The organism is Microcoleus sp. PH2017_05_CCC_O_A, from assembly GCF_020738785.1.
GTDB lineage: Bacteria > Cyanobacteriota > Cyanobacteriia > Cyanobacteriales > Microcoleaceae > Microcoleus.
On the sequence record NZ_JAEQCB010000051.1, the window covers coordinates 57,307 to 76,421 of the forward strand.

General features: G+C 45.6%; 17 protein-coding genes and 2 pseudogenes. 9 read left to right on the forward strand and 10 right to left on the reverse strand.

Annotation, left to right across the window (positions count from 1 at the left end; translation table 11 throughout):
• Positions 1-108 precede the first annotated feature (108 nt).
• Positions 109-2,502, reverse strand: coding sequence for a GAF domain-containing protein (locus tag JGK20_RS13715; RefSeq protein WP_293212678.1), 2,394 nt, complete (start codon positions 2,500-2,502; stop codon positions 109-111).
• Positions 2,503-3,208: 706 nt separating this feature from the next.
• On the opposite strand from JGK20_RS13715, the gene JGK20_RS13720 reads away from it, so the two are divergent.
• From JGK20_RS13720 to JGK20_RS13730, 3 genes are all read left to right on the forward strand, one after another.
• Positions 3,209-3,988, forward strand: coding sequence for a calcium-binding protein (locus JGK20_RS13720; RefSeq protein ID WP_293230846.1), 780 nt, complete (start codon positions 3,209-3,211; stop codon positions 3,986-3,988).
• Positions 3,989-4,203: 215 nt separating this feature from the next.
• Positions 4,204-4,809, forward strand: a complete 606-nt coding sequence (locus tag JGK20_RS13725; RefSeq protein ID WP_293212680.1) for a Uma2 family endonuclease — start codon at positions 4,204-4,206, stop codon at positions 4,807-4,809.
• Positions 4,810-4,973: 164 nt separating this feature from the next.
• Positions 4,974-6,455, forward strand: coding sequence for a tetratricopeptide repeat-containing serine protease family protein (locus tag JGK20_RS13730; protein ID WP_293230849.1), 1,482 nt, complete (start codon positions 4,974-4,976; stop codon positions 6,453-6,455).
• A 39-nt stretch (positions 6,456-6,494) separates the two neighbouring features.
• On the opposite strand, the gene JGK20_RS13735 is transcribed toward JGK20_RS13730, so the two are convergent.
• From JGK20_RS13735 to JGK20_RS13750, 4 genes are all read right to left on the reverse strand, one after another.
• On the reverse strand, positions 6,495-6,923 hold the full coding sequence (locus JGK20_RS13735) for a hypothetical protein (RefSeq protein WP_293181725.1): 429 nt from the start codon (positions 6,921-6,923) through the stop codon (positions 6,495-6,497).
• Between the two features lie 15 nt (positions 6,924-6,938).
• Positions 6,939-7,247, reverse strand: coding sequence for a hypothetical protein (locus tag JGK20_RS13740; RefSeq protein ID WP_293181727.1), 309 nt, complete (start codon positions 7,245-7,247; stop codon positions 6,939-6,941).
• Positions 7,248-7,330: 83 nt separating this feature from the next.
• Positions 7,331-8,110, reverse strand: a complete 780-nt coding sequence (locus tag JGK20_RS13745; RefSeq protein ID WP_293230852.1) for a Tat pathway signal protein — start codon at positions 8,108-8,110, stop codon at positions 7,331-7,333.
• Between the two features lie 3 nt (positions 8,111-8,113).
• Entirely contained in the window at positions 8,114-8,620 is a 507-nt protein-coding gene (locus JGK20_RS13750) for a hypothetical protein (RefSeq protein ID WP_293230855.1), read from the reverse strand.
• Positions 8,621-8,775: 155 nt separating this feature from the next.
• Between JGK20_RS13750 and JGK20_RS13755 the strand changes: the two genes are divergently transcribed.
• Positions 8,776-10,233, forward strand: a complete 1,458-nt coding sequence (locus tag JGK20_RS13755; RefSeq protein WP_293230858.1) for an ATP-binding protein — start codon at positions 8,776-8,778, stop codon at positions 10,231-10,233.
• Positions 10,234-10,475: 242 nt separating this feature from the next.
• On the opposite strand, the gene JGK20_RS13760 is transcribed toward JGK20_RS13755, so the two are convergent.
• Entirely contained in the window at positions 10,476-10,703 is a 228-nt protein-coding gene (locus tag JGK20_RS13760) for a type II toxin-antitoxin system HicB family antitoxin (RefSeq protein WP_293181735.1), read from the reverse strand.
• On the reverse strand, positions 10,700-10,924 hold the full coding sequence (locus tag JGK20_RS13765) for a type II toxin-antitoxin system HicA family toxin (protein WP_293181737.1): 225 nt from the start codon (positions 10,922-10,924) through the stop codon (positions 10,700-10,702). Before JGK20_RS13765 ends, JGK20_RS13760 begins: the two co-directional genes overlap by 4 nt.
• A gap of 224 nt (positions 10,925-11,148) precedes the next feature.
• Between JGK20_RS13765 and ffh the strand changes: the two genes are divergently transcribed.
• From ffh to JGK20_RS13790, 5 genes and pseudogenes are all read left to right on the forward strand, one after another.
• Entirely contained in the window at positions 11,149-12,570 is a 1,422-nt protein-coding gene (gene ffh / locus JGK20_RS13770; protein WP_293190876.1) for a signal recognition particle protein, read from the forward strand.
• Between the two features lie 190 nt (positions 12,571-12,760).
• A pseudogene (locus JGK20_RS13775) lies at positions 12,761-13,234 on the forward strand (Uma2 family endonuclease); the annotation flags it as partial.
• 65 nt (positions 13,235-13,299) lie between these two features.
• Positions 13,300-13,773 (forward strand): annotated as a pseudogene (locus JGK20_RS13780) (Uma2 family endonuclease); the annotation flags it as partial.
• Between the two features lie 320 nt (positions 13,774-14,093).
• Entirely contained in the window at positions 14,094-15,077 is a 984-nt protein-coding gene (hemB, locus tag JGK20_RS13785; RefSeq protein ID WP_293181743.1) for a porphobilinogen synthase, read from the forward strand.
• 444 nt (positions 15,078-15,521) lie between these two features.
• Positions 15,522-16,010, forward strand: coding sequence for a GNAT family N-acetyltransferase (locus JGK20_RS13790; protein WP_293230861.1), 489 nt, complete (start codon positions 15,522-15,524; stop codon positions 16,008-16,010).
• Between the two features lie 295 nt (positions 16,011-16,305).
• On the opposite strand, the gene JGK20_RS13795 is transcribed toward JGK20_RS13790, so the two are convergent.
• The 3 genes from JGK20_RS13795 to JGK20_RS13805 form a co-directional block, all read right to left on the reverse strand.
• Entirely contained in the window at positions 16,306-17,241 is a 936-nt protein-coding gene (locus tag JGK20_RS13795; RefSeq protein ID WP_293181746.1) for a HAMP domain-containing sensor histidine kinase, read from the reverse strand.
• A 25-nt stretch (positions 17,242-17,266) separates the two neighbouring features.
• The gene (locus JGK20_RS13800) at positions 17,267-17,869 is read right to left on the reverse strand and encodes an L-threonylcarbamoyladenylate synthase (RefSeq protein WP_293181748.1); all 603 of its coding nucleotides are present in this window, start codon (positions 17,867-17,869) and stop codon (positions 17,267-17,269) included.
• Between the two features lie 177 nt (positions 17,870-18,046).
• Positions 18,047-19,027 carry a HemK/PrmC family methyltransferase gene (locus JGK20_RS13805; protein ID WP_293230865.1) on the reverse strand — a complete coding sequence of 327 codons (981 nt, stop codon included), beginning with the start codon at positions 19,025-19,027 and terminating at the stop codon, positions 18,047-18,049.
• Positions 19,028-19,115: the final 88 nt, after the last annotated feature.

A 19,115-nucleotide genomic window follows, 5' to 3' on the forward strand; every position in this document is an offset into this window, starting at 1 on the left:
GCTTGATGAAAACCTTGCTGGGTCAGGCTTGCACTCATCAATAGACATTTTGTAGGGTGCGCCGCAGCGCACCTTACTCGTAGTAATTGCTGTTTAAATTAGCGATTTTCAATCTTGTACGACCGTAACTTCACTGATATGAACAATTGATTCGGGTTCCGGTAAAATACGGACGCGGGCAAATTTTAAACCGCTGACTCCTTGCAGTGATTCTACCATCCCTGTCTGCACTTTTGCTTCTACCCAACCTTCGCGAGACAAGTAGCGCAGGTATTGTTGGTACTCTTCCCATTCGTCTTCGGTTGAATAAACTACGGTTAGCATTCCTGATTGGGTAATTCGCTCTTGTGCGTCTTTGTCAACGGCTTTTTCGATGCGCTTTTTGACGAGTTCGTAGCGGATGTCGCGGGTGCCTTTGACATCAAACATTTTTTCGGTATTTTCATTATGAAAAATGTCGATGGTGGTATTTTGTACTAAGACTAAATGGGCTAGTTCCATGTTAATTTGAGACTCGGCTTGCAGGCGAAAAACTGTGCGACCGCAGTCGCAAATTGCTCGCAGTTGTTCGTACCGCAAACTGTGCAAATGAAATTGGCTGAATTTGGGATCGATCGCCTTTCCGACATATATCATGTGATCCATGCCGTCGGTGCATTCGATGTCGCAGTAGTGGGGGAGGATTTGCTGCATTTTTTCTTGCCAGCGAGTCCAGGTTTCTTGGAGTTTGGTGCTGATTAGGTTTAACATTTGATCGTAGCGGTTACGATCGCCATAAACGCAGTTGTGTTCGTTATCGCAGGCGGCTTGGTAAGCTTCAACTGCTGCCTGAACCGTGGGGCTACACTGCACAAAGTAGTCAAAATACACTTCTAAACGCTCGTTTAAATATTCGGCTGCTCGCACCTCCATATCGACTGTGACTTTTTCTTTTAAATGCTCGATGTAGTCGAGCAAGTCGAGCCGCAGTTGCTCGCCGAGGTGGGTAGTTTGTGTTTTACAAACGGCATCGGCTATGGCTAAACCCAAGCGGAATTGTTCGAGCAAATCTGTTTGAATGGCTCGGTTTCTTTCGTCGCTGGAACCGCGGATGTCGGAAATTCCGTAGAGGGGATGAACGTCTGCAAATACGATCGTCTCTTGGGGCAGTCCCCAACTTCGCCTTTCTGCTTCTTGGGCGAAGCGCCACTCGACTGCGGGATGAATGTTGTGAATGTGGGTAAACCGCTGCTGGATGGCTTGCCGCAGGGCTGCAATGAAGGCGGGAATGAGTTCTTGGGCGTGTTGGGCGTCAATGTTGTTGAAGTGGTTGGGGCGATCGCACAACAGCCCCACAACGCCCAAAATCCGCAGCCCGCAGCCCTCGCGGGTGACTGATTTGACTACCAGGGGCACCAGCAGCATCGATTGAGCGCCCATTTTCCGCAAAGTTCGCTCGCACTCGGTGCGGCACTCCCGGCGCAAGTCTGGGACGTTCCAAACTTGATTTGCTGCGGTAGCCTTGAAAAAGTGAGAAGTTTCTAGGGACTCCATTGAATAAGCAACCGGCTGCAAATGATGGCCGTCTTTAGCAACTAATAGCTGTACCTGTTCGCCGTCGGGGCGCAAAAGCAAAGTGCCGTCAGCATTAAAGAGCGATCGCAAATAGCGATCGATTCTCTCAAATTTGTCAGGGCGCAGCATGGAATCGCGATCGATCAATAACTGAGTCAGGCGGCGAATTTGCTCCTGTACCGTGACATCAAAACCTTCTAGCAGCAGCAAACCTTCGATGCGGTAATTATCTAAATTTAGTCGATCGGCTAAACTTCCCAATTGATTAGGCTGCATCAGCCAAGCTTCCCGTTCTGCAACAGGCATTAAATTTAAGGGAAGATCTGCAAATTCATCTTTTTTTGAATTAATCTGAGTAATTTTCAACTGTTCCGAACCCAGCCAAAATTCAATAAATCTAGATTCATCCTGTTGCGGATTTTTAATGCTCACCGTGACAGGTTCATCTAGCACCCGCAAACCATCGAGGCTTATTTCATAAAATTGCTTAAATACCCAGTGTAAAAGGTGGCGGCGGTACAATTGTTCTACTATTTTTGCATCACAATCCTCGAACAGTTCTAGCAAACAGATCCCAGTTTCTGTAAACCAACCGTTATGAGATTGAGTTACCAAAGGCGTTCCCTCCCAGCCCGCCAAGCGACAAAATGCCGCGTTAGCGTAACGCAGAGCGAAAGTTCCCGGTTCCATCACTGCGATTAAAACGCGGCGATCGCCCAGAAATTGAAACAGTCGCTCTAAATCTTGTTTCCAAGTTTTCAAGCGTTCAATTTCAGCAGATTGAGTCGGTACTTGAGCCGTCAAAGCTTCGAGTAGCTGTTCCACATCTGGTTCGTTGGGCAGATTCTCACTGTCTTGCTCTGTCGCAATGATATCTGGATCTGCCGTTGGCAGTGATTTTACGGAGTTGTTATTGTTTTGAGAGGAAGATGATTTAGGAGTAGGCATGAGGAAAACACCTGAAAGCAGTAGATTTTGTTAAACAATGTGAGCGATCGGCGATTTATGGATTTGTCAAGAACTTAGAGCCTGTTTGTAAAGTTTCTGTGTATGTATCCGAAACTAAGTATTTTCTCGGACGATATGTTCCTAAATTTTTACTTTTCTTCACAAACAAGCTCTGAGTCTTGACGTTATAAGTGATATTAACGTGTTTGCGACCTGGCTGGTAACACCCATTATAAGTGGTGTGCCGTAGTGGATAGTGTCAGCGACTAATGCTATAGCGGTTCTCAGAAATATCAGGTACGTTGTTGGGCTTGGGCCCTCTTTTATGTGGTTATAGAAGCCGTCAGCCATACCTCATCTTTTTGAGAAAGGCTATATTTGACTCACAGGCGAGATATATGGCAGCTTTCGGTTGAATGAAGAACAGGCCCGGTAATTGGAATTGGGCATTGATAATTGAATTGGTAATTTGTAATTGGCAAGTGGCAAGCAGGTTGCGAGCCACGAATTTAGCCAATCAAACGGGAGCATCTCAGTTTTGTAAAAAGCATTTTTTTTATAGTGCGAGCACTTCAAGAGCTCGCGTATTCTACAAATCGCGAGCGGGGACAGCACTATTAAAAGCAAAACCAATAAAGTTGCTATTGGGCAATGGAATAATTAAAATATATAATACAGGTAGGAACACTTTTGAAAGGACATATCTATGGCTTTAACGCTTAACAATCTCATCGGCGATTTCACCGGATTTCCTGTATTTTCTGGCGGCGGGCCGCGTCTTTTGGGATTCGCTACATCAGATGACATTGACGTAGAGAATGGAAATTTGTCGTCTTTTCCCTGGGGAGTTTGGGGACTAGACGGCAACGATACGATCGCAGGTTCGTCGGATTCCAACGAGCGCCTATTAGGGAATAATGGGGACGATATTATCGGTGGTGGCGGCGGAAATGACATCATTTACGGCGGTAAAGGTAACGATGGTGTGGATGGAAATGATGGCAACGACGTAGTTAGGGGCGACAGCGGCAACGACCTAATCTTTGGGGGGGCCGGGAACGATATCCTGCGGGGAGGGCAAGGAGACGACGATTTAGAGGGCAATGACGGCAACGATTTCTTGGCGGGCGATCGGGGAATTGACGTACTCACGGGAGGCCTTGGTGCTGACATATTTATCCTCAGAAGCAACGAACAGCCTGGAGTCAATGGAGCCGATGTCATTACCGATTTTAACTTTGACGAGGGCGATCGCATTGGTTTGACTGACGGTTTAACAGAATTAGACCTTTTGTTTGAAGATGATAATTTGATTGCTTACGACAACGATGGAATTCTCAACGACATGGTAATTGAAAACCGAATTACCGGACAAATATTGGGGATAGTTTTAAACACGGACAGCTTTGAACTTATCGGTGCATTTGAACCGGCGAGTCCGTTTGCTCTGGCTGTTAACGGTTCTCAATTCCAGTTTTTGGCTTAGCTATTGATAATTCCAGGTAGGGAAACGGCAATGCCGTGTCCTAGTTCCAGGTAGGGAAACGGCACTGCCGTGTCCTAGTTTTGGGTAGGGAAACGGCACTGCCGTGTCCCTACAGATATCGCGGATTTGGCAAGATTGATATTAAAACAGTTCTCCATTTAGATAGTTTTTAAGCTAATCTAGAAGTAGGAAACTCAAACTCGGGGAAAGTATAAATGACCGCTACAATTCACCCCCCATTGACTGCACTCCCAGAACAGCGGTTGATTTTGCCGCTATCAATGACTTGGGAGCAGTTCAAAGCTCTCGATTCCTTGCTAGAGTACACTCGCAGTGTTCGCTTGTCTTACCTCGACGGATATGTAGAAATTATGACACTTTCGCCGGAACACGAAACCATTAAATGCCTGCTGGCATTGCTGCTAGGTCAATTCTTTTTAGAAAAAGATATGAGTTTTAGACCGACGGGTAGCGCTACACTCCAAGGGGAAACAAAAGGCAGCAGCAAGGAACCAGATTTATCTTACTACTTTGGCGAAGACCGGCGGAGGCGAGAAACACCCGATTTGGCGATCGAAGTTACTTTTACTAGCGGAACAATCAACAAACTGGAATACTACCGCAGATTTAACGTAGCGGAAGTTTGGTTTTGGGAAGACGGAGTGTTTTCGATTTACCAACTGAACTCGGAGGGTTACGAGCTAGTTTCTCGGAGTATGCTGTTGCCGGATTTGGATCTAGAATTGCTGGGGAGATGTCTGCAAATGTCGGAAGAAAAAGAAGCTTTGAAAGTGTTTCGGGACGCAGTGCGAGGCTGCTAACCTAGAATATCCACAAGTAAAATATGGCAAAATTACGAAATGTACGAAATGTCATAAAAATCGCGATCGCCTAAAAATTCCCTCCAGGCTTTCTGGTTTTAAAATATTAGATTTTCATCTATACTATTCGGAGTATAAAAAATCTTAGTCTTCAGCAATCATCTATGAATAGGGATTATTCGCGGTTTGATTCCCTCGCCAGCATCCTAGCAGGAACAGTAACGGTGGCAGGAATAGTCGTCTTTGCAGCAGCACCAGTTTTCGCAAAAACTCCCCAAGAAATTGCTAAAATTGCTGAATCAGTCACCCTTCAAATTAATGGAACAGATGGTCGTAGCGGGACGGGATTTATCATTGCCAAACAAGGCACGACTTACACGGTTTTGACAGCTAAGCACGTTGTTCCAAATAGTAAAGCTACCTATAAGATTCGCAGTTCTACGGGAAAAGAACATCAAGTAACCCGTGTTATACCATTACAAAAAACCGATAACGAACTGGATTTAGCAGTCGCAACATTTAACAGTACAGAAACTTATCGAGTTGTAACTTTAGGCGATTCCCTACAAGCAGAAAGCGGTACACAAATTTTTGTGATTGGCTATCCAAATAATAGATCGAGAAATCAGCCGAATCCTGAGTTTACACAGGGTTTTGTTACCAGTCGTTCTCCGACTCATAAGCGCGGTTATACCTTGCGTTATACTGCCATAACTCAAAAAGGAATGAGTGGAGGGCCTGTATTTGATGGGGAAGGGCGCGTAGTTGGGATTCATGGAGAAGGCGAACTAGATTTTTCGACAAATGATACAGGAGCATCTATAGATGCTATCTCCAAAACGGGATTTAATTCAGCAATTCCTATCAACACTTTTCTATCTAAATTATCCGAGGCTGGGTTAAATCGATCGGCTCTTTTGATAAATACCTCTCCAACTGCTACTGCACCTCTGAAACTGAACAATCCGCAAGATGCTAAGACTTATTATGTTCGCGGTTTAACTCGATTTGACAAGGGAGATTTGTCAGGTGCTGTTGCCGATTTTAACCAAGCGATTCAAACTCAATCTGATTATGTAGAAGCTTATTTTTATCGAGCACTGGCTTATTTTGATTTGAGACAAATGCCAAAAAGTATCGCTGATTATAGCAAGGCGATCGCCCTAAATGCCAGTTATGTCGATGCTTACTACAATCGGGGGCTGGTGTTGTCGGCATTGGGAGATAAACCGGGGGCGATCGCCGATTATACTCAAGTCATCCGCTTGGATCGAAACTTTGCAGCGGCTTACAACAACCGAGGATTAGCGCTTTCAGACTTGGGCGATCAAAAAGGGGCGATCGACGATTTCAATCAAGCGCTGCAAATCAATCCCGGTCGCGCTAACACTTATTTTAACAGAGGATTGGCGCTGTTTCGCATCAATAACGATCGCTCTGCCTTAGCTGATTATACTCAAGCAATTCAACTCAATCCCAGTTATGCAAAGGCTTTTGCTAACCGAGGAATTACGTTAGTGAGAATGGGAGATAGACAAGGGGCGATCGCCGATTTGCAGCAAGCGGCTCGTTTATTTAGGGCTCAAGGAATGAATGCAGATGCTCAAAAAGCATTAGATTTGATTGGGCAACTGCAAAGACAATAAACGTTACGATCTAATCATCGTACTTTAAGCAGAATGCTGCTAATTTGGTTGAATTTTGGCAATAACAAAAGGAGATTCTAGGTCGATCGACCAGTTTTCATCAATAACTTTGAGATTGGTATCTAAAATTAGAGTGAGTTCGCCAATTTCATCATCTTCCTCATCGTTAACTAAGTCCTTTTTGCTAGCAGATAGATCTGCTTTGAGTAAAATTTTCAGTTTAATCCAGTCAGAATTCGGGTGGTTGTTGGTGAGATTTGTGCCTATCGATCGACCGATTAGATCCGCACAGATTGGATGAATTAAAGCAATTTCTTCGTAAAATTTGTTATTGCTATCCCAGTAACCTCTTATTGTGTAATTGCAGGCTTCTAAATGTTGGGTGGCGATGCGATCTATATTAATAGGTGCTAAGAGTTTAGCAAGTTCATCCCAAATTTGGCGATCGGTCAAAGTTACTGCACTCATCAGCTTAATTCTCCGTTAATGACTTGTTTTGACACCAGGAAAGTGTAAAACTCCTTCAATAAACTTTCCATGATAGCGATAATCTCCACCCGATCCTAACACCTTAGATTTGAGATCGTATCCTTCTTGTTCCGAAGGAACAAGACCCATATTACCATCGGGCGGTACTCTACCATTTTGAATAGCTTTGAGATGTTTATTGGTTCCATCGTATCTTTGGCCGAGGCGGATTTGCTTTTTGCTAAAAGATACTAGCATATCAGCCAGCGTTTGATATACGATGTCAGGCTGAATGTCCGCCCAGTTATTGGGTAGAGATTCCATTCGGTTGTGTGCGATCGGGATTATTTTATTATACTAGACAGCGATAGGGGATATTTAACCCAGATCTAGTATTACCTTTTCCCCTAAAACCTCACCGTCACCAAAATCACCCGCCGAGGCTGATTTTCCGCTTCAATAGTATACTCAACCCGCCCAAAACCTTTCGGCCCCGGTTCAACTAAATCATAGCGAGATGTCACCGTACCTGCGGCTGTATCGTATTGAGCAAAAACAGCACCGGGATTCCTCCCAGCAGAAGCATCCGCATCCCCTCCCCAAGAGCCCCAATCATCCAATCGCGATCGAGTTGGTAAGACAGAAGCGGCGATTTCTGGAGGTGTTAATCTTTGATCGGCTAAGACTCTTTGAGCATTATGAATAGCGCACATTGTCGGCCCAGAAATTTTGGCATCGCTGTATTGATCTTCCCACTTTTGGACGAAGCCAAAGCCCACATTCGGGCCGACTTTATCCTGTCTTTGCCGCCCCCACAGCCGACTGGTATCTGATGCAAAATTGGAACCGCTGCCAGTTACGGCTAATTCGGTTCTTTGGCTGGTAAAATTACGGTTGACAAATTGTTTGTCTGCGGTGCGAATGGCGTTGGCGGCCGCTGGTTCTATTTTATTGCTAACATTACTATTGCCTTGTACGATCGGTGAGAGAACGCCGGGGATGGGTTGTGCTCCACAATGTTTTTGAATACCGTTGAAAACGCGATCGGCTGATAAGGCACTAATCGGAAATTCTAGGGAATAAGCTTCGGCAGGTTTGGGGAAAAAGATGCCGGATGTGGCGGAAGCAGCAAAAGAAGCGCCACCCCAGATGACAATCCGATTAAATTGACGGCGGCTGATACTCATAATTTATTTACTCCCTGGAGAGCTTGCCCCCGGCTCAAGTTGAGCTTTCATAAACCAGTATCTACCACTACCGCAATTTGTGGCTCTAGCACAAAATACTTCTACTGCTAGACTTTTGCCATTACTAATATTTACTAGCATTGTATTTACTTTACCTCGATCGCCAGTGCGAGAAGCTACTTGATTTCCGTCTACATAAACATCTATTCGTACCGGTGGGGCTTGCGAAGTGTCAGGAATCGCAAACTCGAATCGGAGAGAAGCGGGGCCGCCAGGAAGCCGACAAGTCATAGTAGTATCAGGGCTAATATATAAAACAGTGGTGTAAATTTGTCTGCCTACAGAAATATCTCGTTTCTCAGCACCCCAATCACCCGATCTTTTCACACATTGCAGGTCTTCCAAAGGAATGGGGCGCTGAGCCTGTGCCACTTGTGCGCCAACCGTCCCTAACATCACACATAACATCCCAGCGAGAAACAAACCGCTGAGCCACCGATCGCGCTTCATATAAAATATCCTCTCAACACCTTAATCAATTAATATAAAGGATGAGCTGTGTAGGAAAAATCCTGACTTTAGATAGATGACAAAATCAAAAATGTCACGATTGTACGAAATGTCAGGTATAATGAATGGCGTAAACTCCAGCTTTTCCCGAATCTATGGATATTGCAGAAGTCTTGACACTGGCAGATCAGCTAATTTTTGCTAAGACGGGAAAGCATTTAGATTATGTGCAAGATGCTATTCTGCGGGGAACATTAGAAGACGCAACTTACACGCAAATTGCTCAAGAAGTTTACTCAAGTCCAAGTCATGTCAGAAATGTCGGATCGGACCTTTGGAAAACACTTTCTAAAGGATTGAAAAAAAATATTACTAAAAATAATTTTAGGGCTGTATTAGAAAAGGGTATAGTTTATAATTATCAATCAGCAATTGTTGAAAATATAAGAGGCGAGAGTATAACAGTTAATAATAAGGTTAATGTTTGTCCTGAAAAAGTGCGATCGCCCAAAACACCCCAAAACCCCGAACCAACAGCAAAACAGCCCCGCATCGACTTAGGCGACGCACCAGAAATCTCGACATTTTTCGATCGCAAATCCGAACTCACAACCCTCGAAAACTGGATTTTAAGCCGCACCCGCCTCATCACCATCCTCGGCTTATCCGGTATTGGCAAAACCGCCCTGACTCTCGAACTAATCCCACAAATTCAACACGAATTCGACTGCATTATCTGGCGAAGCCTCCGCGACGCGCCACCCCTCGCATCACTCCAAACCGACATAATTAAATTCCTCTCCCAGCAGCAAGAAACTAACCCCCCCAATTCCCCCTTATCAAGGGGGGGCGAAGAGATTCAGCCTGCTTCTCCCAGGCGTGGCGAAGAGATTCAACCTCTTTCTCCCCCCCTTAGCAAGGGGGGGTTGGGGGGGGTAATCCACCATTTACGATCGCAGCGCTGTCTCATCATCCTCGATGATGTCCAAACAATCTTCAGCAGCCAACAACTAGCAGGAAACTACAAACCAGGCTATGAAAACTATGGCGCATTCTTCAAACAAATAGCAGAATCATGCCACAACAGTTGCATAATCTTGATTAGTTGGGAAAAACCCAGAGAAATTGCCGCATTAGAAAGCCACCAGAAAAATTGTCAAACATTGCAACTCAATGGTTTAGGCGAATCAGCGCGAGAAATCTTCACAGAAAAAGGCTTAGCAGAATCAGAAAACTGGTCAAAATTGATCGACCTTTACCAAGGAAATCCCTTGTGGTTAAATACAATAGCCGCTGCAATTCAAGACTTATTCAACGGCAAAGTTTCTGAATTTTTATCCTATGATAGCCTAGTTTTAGGAGACTTAGAATATTTATTGCACCAACATTTTCAGCGTTTGTCCGACTCCGAAAAACAAGTAATGTCCTGGTTGGCAAATCAAAACAAAGCAGTCGAAATCTCAAAAAAGCCAGCCCTGCTGGAATTATCCCCTTCAGAATTCCTAAAAGCCGTGGAATCCTTGAGACGGAGGTTGTTAATCGAAAAAGTCCAAAAAGGATCTCGAACCCTGTTTGCAGTCCAACGGGCGATCGCAGAATACTTAAACAGTTGACAGTTGACAGTTGACAGTTGACAGTTGACCATTCGGCTACGCTCAGGGCAGGCAGTTGATAGTTGACAGTTGACAGCAAACAGTTGATAGCGAGGTTATAACTGTAAAACATCCAAACACATCAGCGTTAATCTGCGTTCATCAGCGGTTAAAAAATAAAAAAATCAATAACAACGATCGCCCTTCTACATAAAAGAGCGATCGCCTATTTTTGGGGAATGGCGATCTCTTCAAATCTATATTCAAGCAAACAGCAAATTTTCTACTAAAGTTTTAGGTTCTGGGAGAGATTTACCATCTACCTGATATTCTTCAACTAAAAGCTCTAATACCTCTACTGCATTCTGCAAAGCGGCTTCGTAGGTATCTCCATGAGTGTGGAACTGCTGAGATGGAAAATCAGGTAAGTGAACTAGATAGCAGTTATCTTCATCCGACCATTGAATAACAATTATATAAGGTAATTTCATGATTCAGGTTCCTCTTCTTCAATTGCTTTCAATATTCCAAGTTTTCGATTAACTTCTCTCTCTAAATACAGTTTCGCATCATCGCCATCATTGCCAGCAATGGTAATTGGTTCAGTAGGTAGTAAAGGATGAACCCATCTTGTATGGCTGCCTTTTGCCGAACGATAAGTAAACCCAGCTTTTAGCAGCAAGCTTTTGAGTTCTCGAATCTTTTTGGGCATAAACAGACATTAAAATTGTGGCTAGGCGACGAAAATACTTTAATCATATTCCAGAAAGTAGGGTTTGTCCAAACGTACCCTACTACATGAATTTGAAGTAGTTTCAGCGTTAATCCGCGTTCATCAGCGGTTAAAAAATAAAAAATCTAACTTTTCCCAAAACTTGTATCAAACATCCCCGTTTAGCCCTAAAATGAAAAAGACTGACTAGCCAACAATGCCCTATGTTTGAAGCACTTGCCGATCGACTCGAATCCACCTGGAAAAAACTGCGCGGACAAAATAAAATCTCCGAGAGCAACATCCAAGACGCGCTCAAAGAAGTCCGCCGCGCCCTCCTGGAAGCCGATGTCAACCTCCAAGTCGTCAAAAACTTCATTTCAGAAGTAGCGGCCAAAGCACAAGGCGCAGAAGTCGTCTCAGGCGTCCGTCCCGACCAACAATTCATCAAAATAGTCCACGACGAACTCGTCCGCGTCATGGGGGAAACCAACGTACCCCTCGCCACCGCCGACTCCGGGCCCACAGTCATCCTGATGGCCGGTTTGCAAGGAACCGGGAAAACCACAGCCACCGCCAAACTAGCGCTGCACCTCCGCAAGCAAAATCGTACCGCACTGCTAGTCGCCACCGACATTTATCGACCAGCGGCGATCGACCAATTGCTGACTCTCGGCAAACAAATCGACGTACCAGTATTTGAACTAGGCACCGATACTGACCCCGTAGAAATTGCCCGCCAAGGCATCGAACACGGCAAACAACTAGGCGTCGATACAATCATCGTCGATACAGCAGGCCGCCTGCAAATCGACCAAGACATGATGGCCGAATTGCTTCGCATCAAACAAACAGTACAACCCCACGAAACGCTGTTAGTTGTTGATGCCATGACCGGCCAAGAAGCAGCGAATTTAACCCGCACTTTTCACGACCAAATCGGTATTACCGGCGCCATCTTAACCAAATTAGACGGCGACAGTCGCGGCGGTGCAGCCCTCTCAGTGCGACAAATATCCGGCGCGCCAATTAAATTTGTCGGAGTCGGCGAAAAAGTGGAAGCATTGCAACCATTTTATCCCGATCGCATGGCATCGAGAATTCTCGGTATGGGCGATGTCTTGACGCTAGTCGAAAGAGCTCAAGAAGAATTCGACATCGCCGATGCCGAAAAAATGCAAGAGAAAATGCTCACGGCAAAGTTTGACTTTACCGACTTTCTCAAGCAAACCAGACTACTAAAAAATATGGGTTCCCTAGGCGGCATCATGAAAATGATTCCGGGGATGAACAAACTCACCGATGAACAAATGCGGCAAGGCGAAGTGCAGCTAAAACGCACGGAAGCCATGATTAATTCCATGACAACTGAAGAACGCCGCCATCCCGAACTTTTAGCAAGTTCTCCATCCCGCCGCCGCCGCATCGGAAAAGGCGCAGGCTACGCAGAAAACGACGTAACAAAACTCGTTAGTGACTTCCAAAAAATGCGTACCATGATGCAGCAAATGAGTCAAGGTAACTTTACAGGAATGGGAGGATTGCCGGGAATGCCGGGAATGCCGGGAATGCAAGGAATGCAGGGAATGGGCGGCCAGAAGAAAAAGAAAAAAAACAAGCCTAAAAAAGGTTTTGGTCAGTTGTAAAAAATGGTTCGTAGTTAGGACTTCAGTCCTCTCTTTGATGCGGACTGAAGTCCTCACTACAAACCTATGGAAACCGTAGGGTGCGTCGCTATTGATAATTTGCACATCAGCTTGAAAAGCTCATAGCGACGCACCCTACACAATAGTTTTTTTGTTACCAATTTTTACCCAAAAAAGGCTGCAATTGAATATGGTACAAACATTTACTCAACCAGAAACCATATCTCTAGAAGTGCCGAATTCGATCGCCCTGCTTGTAAGTTGCGAGCAATTCGAGGCCCTAGCATTGGCAAATCCCGACTTAAGATTAGAAAGAACCACAGAAGGAGAATTAATAGTGAATCCACCCACCGGCGGAGAATCCAGCGAAAGGAATTTCAACATTACCGGGCAACTTGCTCGCTGGTGCGATGACAACGAGGATTTAGGATCGGGTTTTGACTCTTCGGGAGGATTCATCCTTCCTAACGGTGCTAACCGTTCTCCCGACGCTTCCTGGGTGAGTCGAGAACGCCTCGAAGCCTTGACACCCAAACAGCGAAAAGGCTTCGTTCCCCTATGTCCGGACTTTGTAGTAGAATTGCGATCGGCATCTGACAGTCTCTCCACCCTCCAAACAAAGATGCGAGAATATATTGACAATGGTGCGAGATTGGGCTGGTTAATGTATTGCCAGGATTTGTGTTGAATTTAAGGCGAGTTTGGGGTTAAATTTACGGAGAAGTTGCTATGGTACAAACATTTACTCAACTAGAAACCATATCTCTAGAAGTGCCGAATTCGATCGCCCTAACCGTCACCGGCGACCAATTCGAGGCCTTAGTATTCGCAAATCCCGACTTGAGATTAGAAAGAACCGCACAAGGAGAATTAATAGTGAATCCACCCACAGGAGGCGAATCCAGTAGCCGCAACCTCAGCATCAGCGGGCAACTCGGCAACTGGTGCGAAACACACGAAGATTTAGGAGAAGGCTTTGACTCTTCGGGAGGATTCATCCTTCCTAACGGTGCAACCCGTTCTCCCGATGCTTCTTGGGTGAGTCGAGCTCGCTGGGAAGCACTAACTGCAAAAGAACGAAAAGGCTTCGTTCCCCTATGTCCCGACTTTGTAGTAGAATTGCGATCGGCATCTGACAGTCTCTCCACCCTCCAAACAAAGATGCGAGAATATATTGACAATGGTGCGAGATTGGGCTGGTTACGGGATTTGTGTTGAATTTAAGACGAGTTTGGCGTTAAATTTCCTGTACGCCCCCATACCAGAAGATGGCGCCCGAGTTCTGGCCCAGAGAGATATTTGGCTTTGTCAGGCCACGATAGATTTAGCTGTTACCTTACAGCTTTTGATGCGATGATTTTTAATGCCATTGGCCTCAAGTCCTAACTGCGAACCACGGACATCACGAGTTTTACAGAACTTTACGTAGCTTGAGAGCGATCGACCAACAATAAGCTTTAGACTTTTAAACAAATGTCGCTAATTCCAGAAATCCGGACTTTAATCTACCGTAAAAAAACATTATGTTTCCAACTCACCGCCCCCGCCGCCTCCGCAACCATCCCCAACTCCGCCGGATGGTACGCGAAAATATCTTGACAACCAGCGACTTAATTTACCCCCTATTTGCCGTACCAGGGGAAGCTTTTGCCAAAGAAGTCAGATCGATGCCCGGAGTTTACCAGCTATCGGTAGACAAAATCGTAGAAGAAGCAAAAGAAGTTTACGATCTCGGTATTCCCGCGATTATTTTATTCGGCATTCCCGCAGACAAAGATACAGACGCGACAGGTGCTTGGCACGATTGTGGCATCGTCCAAAAAGCGACGGCAGCAGTTAAAGCAGCCGTACCAGATTTAATTGTTATGGTCGATACTTGTCTGTGCGAATATACGAGTCACGGTCACTGTGGCTATTTGGAAGTCGGAGATTTAAGCGGCCGAGTTTTGAACGATCCGACGCTAGAATTGCTGAAAAAAACAGCCGTTGCTCAAGCTCAAGCTGGTGCAGATATTATTGCACCTTCGGGAATGATGGACGGTTTTGTGGGAGCAATTCGCGAAGGATTGGACTCGGCTGGATTTGAAGATCTTCCCATCATGTCCTACGCGGCAAAATATGCCTCAGCTTATTATGGCCCGTTCCGGGATGCGGCGGATTCGGCTCCGCAATTTGGCGATCGGCGCACCTATCAAATGGATCCAGGAAATGGCCGGGAAGCTCTCAAAGAAATTGCTCTGGACATTGCTGAAGGTGCGGATATGCTAATGGTTAAACCCGCTTTAGCGTACATGGACATTATCTGGCGCGTCAAGGAAGCCACTAATTTGCCAGTTGCTGCTTACAACGTTTCTGGAGAATACGCGATGGTGAAAGCCGCCGCCCTCAACGGTTGGATTGATGAAGAAAGAGTGGTGATGGAAACCTTGACAGGATTCAAGCGTGCTGGTACCGATTTGATTTTGACTTATCACGCTAAAGATGCCGCCCGCTGGCTGCAAAACTGAGACATTCGTGATGCCCGAATACCTTTGAACTCGGAATACCGGGCGGTTGAAACCGCGTCTATACACACAAAACCCGCCTCCGCGGGTTGAAGACAAGGAGGTAAAAATTACGCGATCTTCTTTAGGAATACTGGGCGGTTGAAACCGCGTCTATACACACAAAACCCGCCTCCGCGGGTTGAAGACAAGGAGGTACAAATTACGCGATCTTCTTTAGTCCGCGGAGGCGGACTTCACTTGTCTAGAAGCGGTTTCAACCGCCGTCTAATCTTTATACAAAAAAGTATTAATAATTACGGAAATTAGTTGCGTTTTGTGTATAAATAAAAATAGTTTTGTAAATCGGGAATTCAATCATCGATCGTTCCCAAGCAAAATTAACTTTCACTCCTGCAAGACAGTAAAAGTAACACAGTTTAGATAAAACTTACAGGCACATTGAGCATGACATCAACGACTAGGGATTCCAGTCAGATTCAATTTTGCACAAGTCGCGATCGCGTTGACATCCCACAAATCCAAGAACTATTTAAAGCAGCGGCCTTTTGGGCGAGGGCGCGCAAGATAGAAGATTGGGAAATTGCGATCGCCAACAGCGAACCAGTTGTGACAGTTTGGGATGGCCCGCAGGCGATCGGCTTTGCCAGAGCCACCTCAGACGGCATCTATCGAGCCACCATCTGGGATGTCGCCATTCATCCAGATTACCAAGGTGCAGGACTCGGCCGCAAATTAGTGCAAACTGTCTTGAGTCACCCTCGGATGTGCCGAGTAGAGCGAGTTTACCTGATGACAACTTACAAACAAAGCTTCTACGAGCGCATCGGTTTTCAGCATAACGCCAGCACTACAATGGTACTTGAAAATCAGCTTTTAGAAGAGAATATCGAATTAGAAATTAGCAAAGGCGAATTGCTAACTGCTATTTGCTAAACCAGCACAAAAGTCCCACCCAAATCTATAAAATGTAGGTGCGCCGCAGCGCACCTTACTACTTATTAATTATTATCCACAATCAGCCACAAGACAGTCGTTTTCCTACAATTAATTGAGCGATAGTTATCTCAAATCCGTTAGGATCGGAATGATATAAACGGAGGACACGGCAGTGTCGTTTCCCTACCATCGATCGCGGTAGGGACACGGCACTGCCGTGTCCTCTATATTATTTCGGCAAAGCCGGAATGGATATTAATCAGTTACAAAGTCAGTTGCCGAACTTCCTCGATCACAAAGTTGCCAAAGGAATAGAACATTGAGTGCGGTTAAAATTGGACTCTTCCGACTCAGAAGGCACAGCCAAAACTTCCAACTTTCCCTTCATCAAAGTTAAAAGTGTCTGATTCATCAACAACCTCATGCCAGAAGAGACGTGAGAATTATCGCTGCTCTTAGTAGCATCCGACTCCAAATCATGCTTCAGCAAATCCCAAGATTCGCTCCAAGCACTAACCGAGCGCTGATCGTCCACCCAAATATGAACGCATCCAGATTCCGGCGAAGAATGTGCAGAAACAGAAATACTTCCCTCCTCCATCTGAGCAATAGCAGTATCTATCAAATTGACTAAAACTTGCCTAAACCTCGGCAAATCTGCCAATACATAAATGCCCGGATCGGGTGGCAATATCTCCAGACGAATGCTGCGATTAGCAGCTTGTAAGTAAGTTAAATCATCAATTTCATCAAAAACCTTAGCTAACTGAATCGGCTCAATATCCATCGTGTCAGTGCCGTGTTCAGTTTTAGCAACAGAGATAATTTCATCTATCAATTTCACCAGCTTGAGTGCTGCAACGTGAGCTTGTTCGACAAACTCTCGCTCCTCAGCAGGATCGTCGCACAAATCCGACAGAATTAATTGGAGCGTACCAATCATAGTGCTCAGGGGCGATCGCAACTCGTGAGAAGTTCGAGCCAAAAAGCCCGCCTTAAATAGACTCATCTCCGATGCCATCTGATAAGCCAATTGAGTTTGCTTCAGTTGATCGGAAAGGGCATCAAACTTCTCTAAATCATTTTCTTGAGGAGTTGGAGGCACATAGGGAGCAGGTTCTGGCTGTTGCGAGCTTTTTTGCTGCCTGCGCCAAATCAAACTGCTTCCGAAACCCAGTCCGAGTCCCATACCTAAATATATCAAGTCGCTCCAGCCGATCGGCGCCATATTACTTTGCCTAGGAGTTTAGCTTTTAGCATTCTAGCTCGATCGCGCCTTGTCGCAATATTTCCCAACCGCCACCAGTCCATTTAGCCACAGTCGAAGGCAAACTCGAAGCCGTCGGTGCGGTTGGCGCTGTTGCTAATTCAGTAGCAACTAATGTCAAAACTTCGGGAAACTGTGCCTCAATTTCTGCCACCGACTCTAGAGGCGCTTGGCCTGATAAATTAGCACTGGTAGTTGCCAAAGGGCCTGTCTGCCCTAAAATCTGGAGTGCAAGGGGAAAGTTAGGCACTCGTACTCCGATCGTAGTGCGATCGATCGCATTCATGGCAGCCGGCACCAGTGGCGAAGCCGGCAGCACCAAAGTTAACGCCCCAGGCCAATAGGATGCGGCCATTTGCTGCCACAAATTGAACTCTGCTGGACTCCCCTGCACGTAAGGCCACAAAGCCTCAGCCGATGCAGCCATCAAAATCAGCGGTTTGTCTTGACGGCGCCCTTTAGCTGCAAAAATCAACTCCGCGCGATCGGGCCGCGTCGCCAAAGCGGGTACAGTATCGGTAGGAAAGCTGACAATATAATCTCCTGAAATTGCCCCTTGAATCAAGGAGGCGATCGAAACTTGAGTCATCCGATTTTAGATTGTAGATTTTAGGTTTTAGATTTTAGATTTTGCATAAATCTTTGATTGATAAGTTAACCACAGATGTCAAGCAGATCAACACAGATCGACGCAGATAATTTCAAGATCGGAGAGCGAATAAATCCCATGCAAGTCTATTTTAGAATTGCAGCATATTTTTGGAATCTAAAGACGATAGGCTAAAGCAAAGCGATCGATTCCTGCTAAATCCGAAAATATCTGAACTTCACCGTAACTCCCGTGACTTTGTAGCAGATCAGCCACCGCCGTTTCTTGTCCCGCCATCATCTCAACCAACCAAACTCCCCCAGATTCCAAATAATCGGGAGCCGTTTCTACCAAATGCCGGATGCAATCTAAGCCGTCCAAACCGCCATCTAAGGCCAGGTGAGGTTCGTGCTTCAAAACTTCCGGTTGCAGAGTCAGCACCGTGCTGCTGGGAATGTAAGGCGGGTTAGACACCATGCCGCTAACTTTACCCTTGAGAAATTCTAGCGGTTCCCACCACAAACCTTGATAAAAATTAATTCGCGATCCAAAGCCTAAATTCTCAGCATTCAGTCGAGCCACTGCCAAAGCTTCCGAACTGCAATCTACTGCATGAACCGTAGTATTTGTCAACGCAGAAGCCAAGCCGATCGCGATCGCCCCACTGCCGGTTCCCAAATCCACCCAATCCGATTTGGCAAATTCTCCCCCCCCAAGCTGGGATACGTTTAAATCTTCTCCCCCCCTTGATAAGGGGGGGTTGGGGGGGGTAGATTTTTGATTGATATTTTCTGCTTCTAAACGGCTTTTCACAGCATCCACAGCCAAATCGATCAGCAATTCCGTTTCAGGACGAGGAATTAGCACCGCCGGCGTTACTTTCAGCGAAAAATCCCGCCAATGTGCAACTCCCGTTAAATACTGCACCGGCACCCGTTCCTGCAACCGTCGCTGCCAAAGTCGATCGAGTTCTGATACAGACAACTTTAATTCAATTTTTGGCAAATCTTTAAACGACTCCAAACGCAGAGCCAACTTATCCAAACCTGCCAGCTCTTGCAGCAGCCAGTCGAGTTCTACTTGGGGAATCTCAGAGGCGATCGCATCAATCTTAGCTTGATTCACCCACTGCCAAAGCTCTAAACCGGAAACAAACATAAGACTTTTTGGTAATTGGTAATTGGTAATTGGTAATTGGTAATTGGTAATTGGTAATTGGTAATTGGTAATTGGTAATTGGTAATTG

Bases quoted from the DNA above. Each gene is read 5' to 3' on its own strand.
- JGK20_RS13715 (WP_293212678.1), bottom strand. From the start codon at position 2,502: ATGCCTACTCCTAAATCATCTTCCTCTCAAAACAATAACAACTCCGTA.
- JGK20_RS13720 (WP_293230846.1), top strand. From the start codon at position 3,209: ATGGCTTTAACGCTTAACAATCTCATCGGCGATTTCACCGGATTTCCT.
- JGK20_RS13725 (WP_293212680.1), top strand. From the start codon at position 4,204: ATGACCGCTACAATTCACCCCCCATTGACTGCACTCCCAGAACAGCGG.
- JGK20_RS13730 (WP_293230849.1), top strand. From the start codon at position 4,974: ATGAATAGGGATTATTCGCGGTTTGATTCCCTCGCCAGCATCCTAGCA.
- JGK20_RS13735 (WP_293181725.1), bottom strand. From the start codon at position 6,923: ATGAGTGCAGTAACTTTGACCGATCGCCAAATTTGGGATGAACTTGCT.
- JGK20_RS13740 (WP_293181727.1), bottom strand. From the start codon at position 7,247: ATGGAATCTCTACCCAATAACTGGGCGGACATTCAGCCTGACATCGTA.
- JGK20_RS13745 (WP_293230852.1), bottom strand. From the start codon at position 8,110: ATGAGTATCAGCCGCCGTCAATTTAATCGGATTGTCATCTGGGGTGGC.
- JGK20_RS13750 (WP_293230855.1), bottom strand. From the start codon at position 8,620: ATGAAGCGCGATCGGTGGCTCAGCGGTTTGTTTCTCGCTGGGATGTTA.
- JGK20_RS13755 (WP_293230858.1), top strand. From the start codon at position 8,776: ATGGATATTGCAGAAGTCTTGACACTGGCAGATCAGCTAATTTTTGCT.
- JGK20_RS13760 (WP_293181735.1), bottom strand. From the start codon at position 10,703: ATGAAATTACCTTATATAATTGTTATTCAATGGTCGGATGAAGATAAC.
- JGK20_RS13765 (WP_293181737.1), bottom strand. From the start codon at position 10,924: ATGCCCAAAAAGATTCGAGAACTCAAAAGCTTGCTGCTAAAAGCTGGG.
- ffh (WP_293190876.1), top strand. From the start codon at position 11,149: ATGTTTGAAGCACTTGCCGATCGACTCGAATCCACCTGGAAAAAACTG.
- hemB (WP_293181743.1), top strand. From the start codon at position 14,094: ATGTTTCCAACTCACCGCCCCCGCCGCCTCCGCAACCATCCCCAACTC.
- JGK20_RS13790 (WP_293230861.1), top strand. From the start codon at position 15,522: ATGACATCAACGACTAGGGATTCCAGTCAGATTCAATTTTGCACAAGT.
- JGK20_RS13795 (WP_293181746.1), bottom strand. From the start codon at position 17,241: ATGGCGCCGATCGGCTGGAGCGACTTGATATATTTAGGTATGGGACTC.
- JGK20_RS13800 (WP_293181748.1), bottom strand. From the start codon at position 17,869: ATGACTCAAGTTTCGATCGCCTCCTTGATTCAAGGGGCAATTTCAGGA.
- JGK20_RS13805 (WP_293230865.1), bottom strand. From the start codon at position 19,027: ATGTTTGTTTCCGGTTTAGAGCTTTGGCAGTGGGTGAATCAAGCTAAG.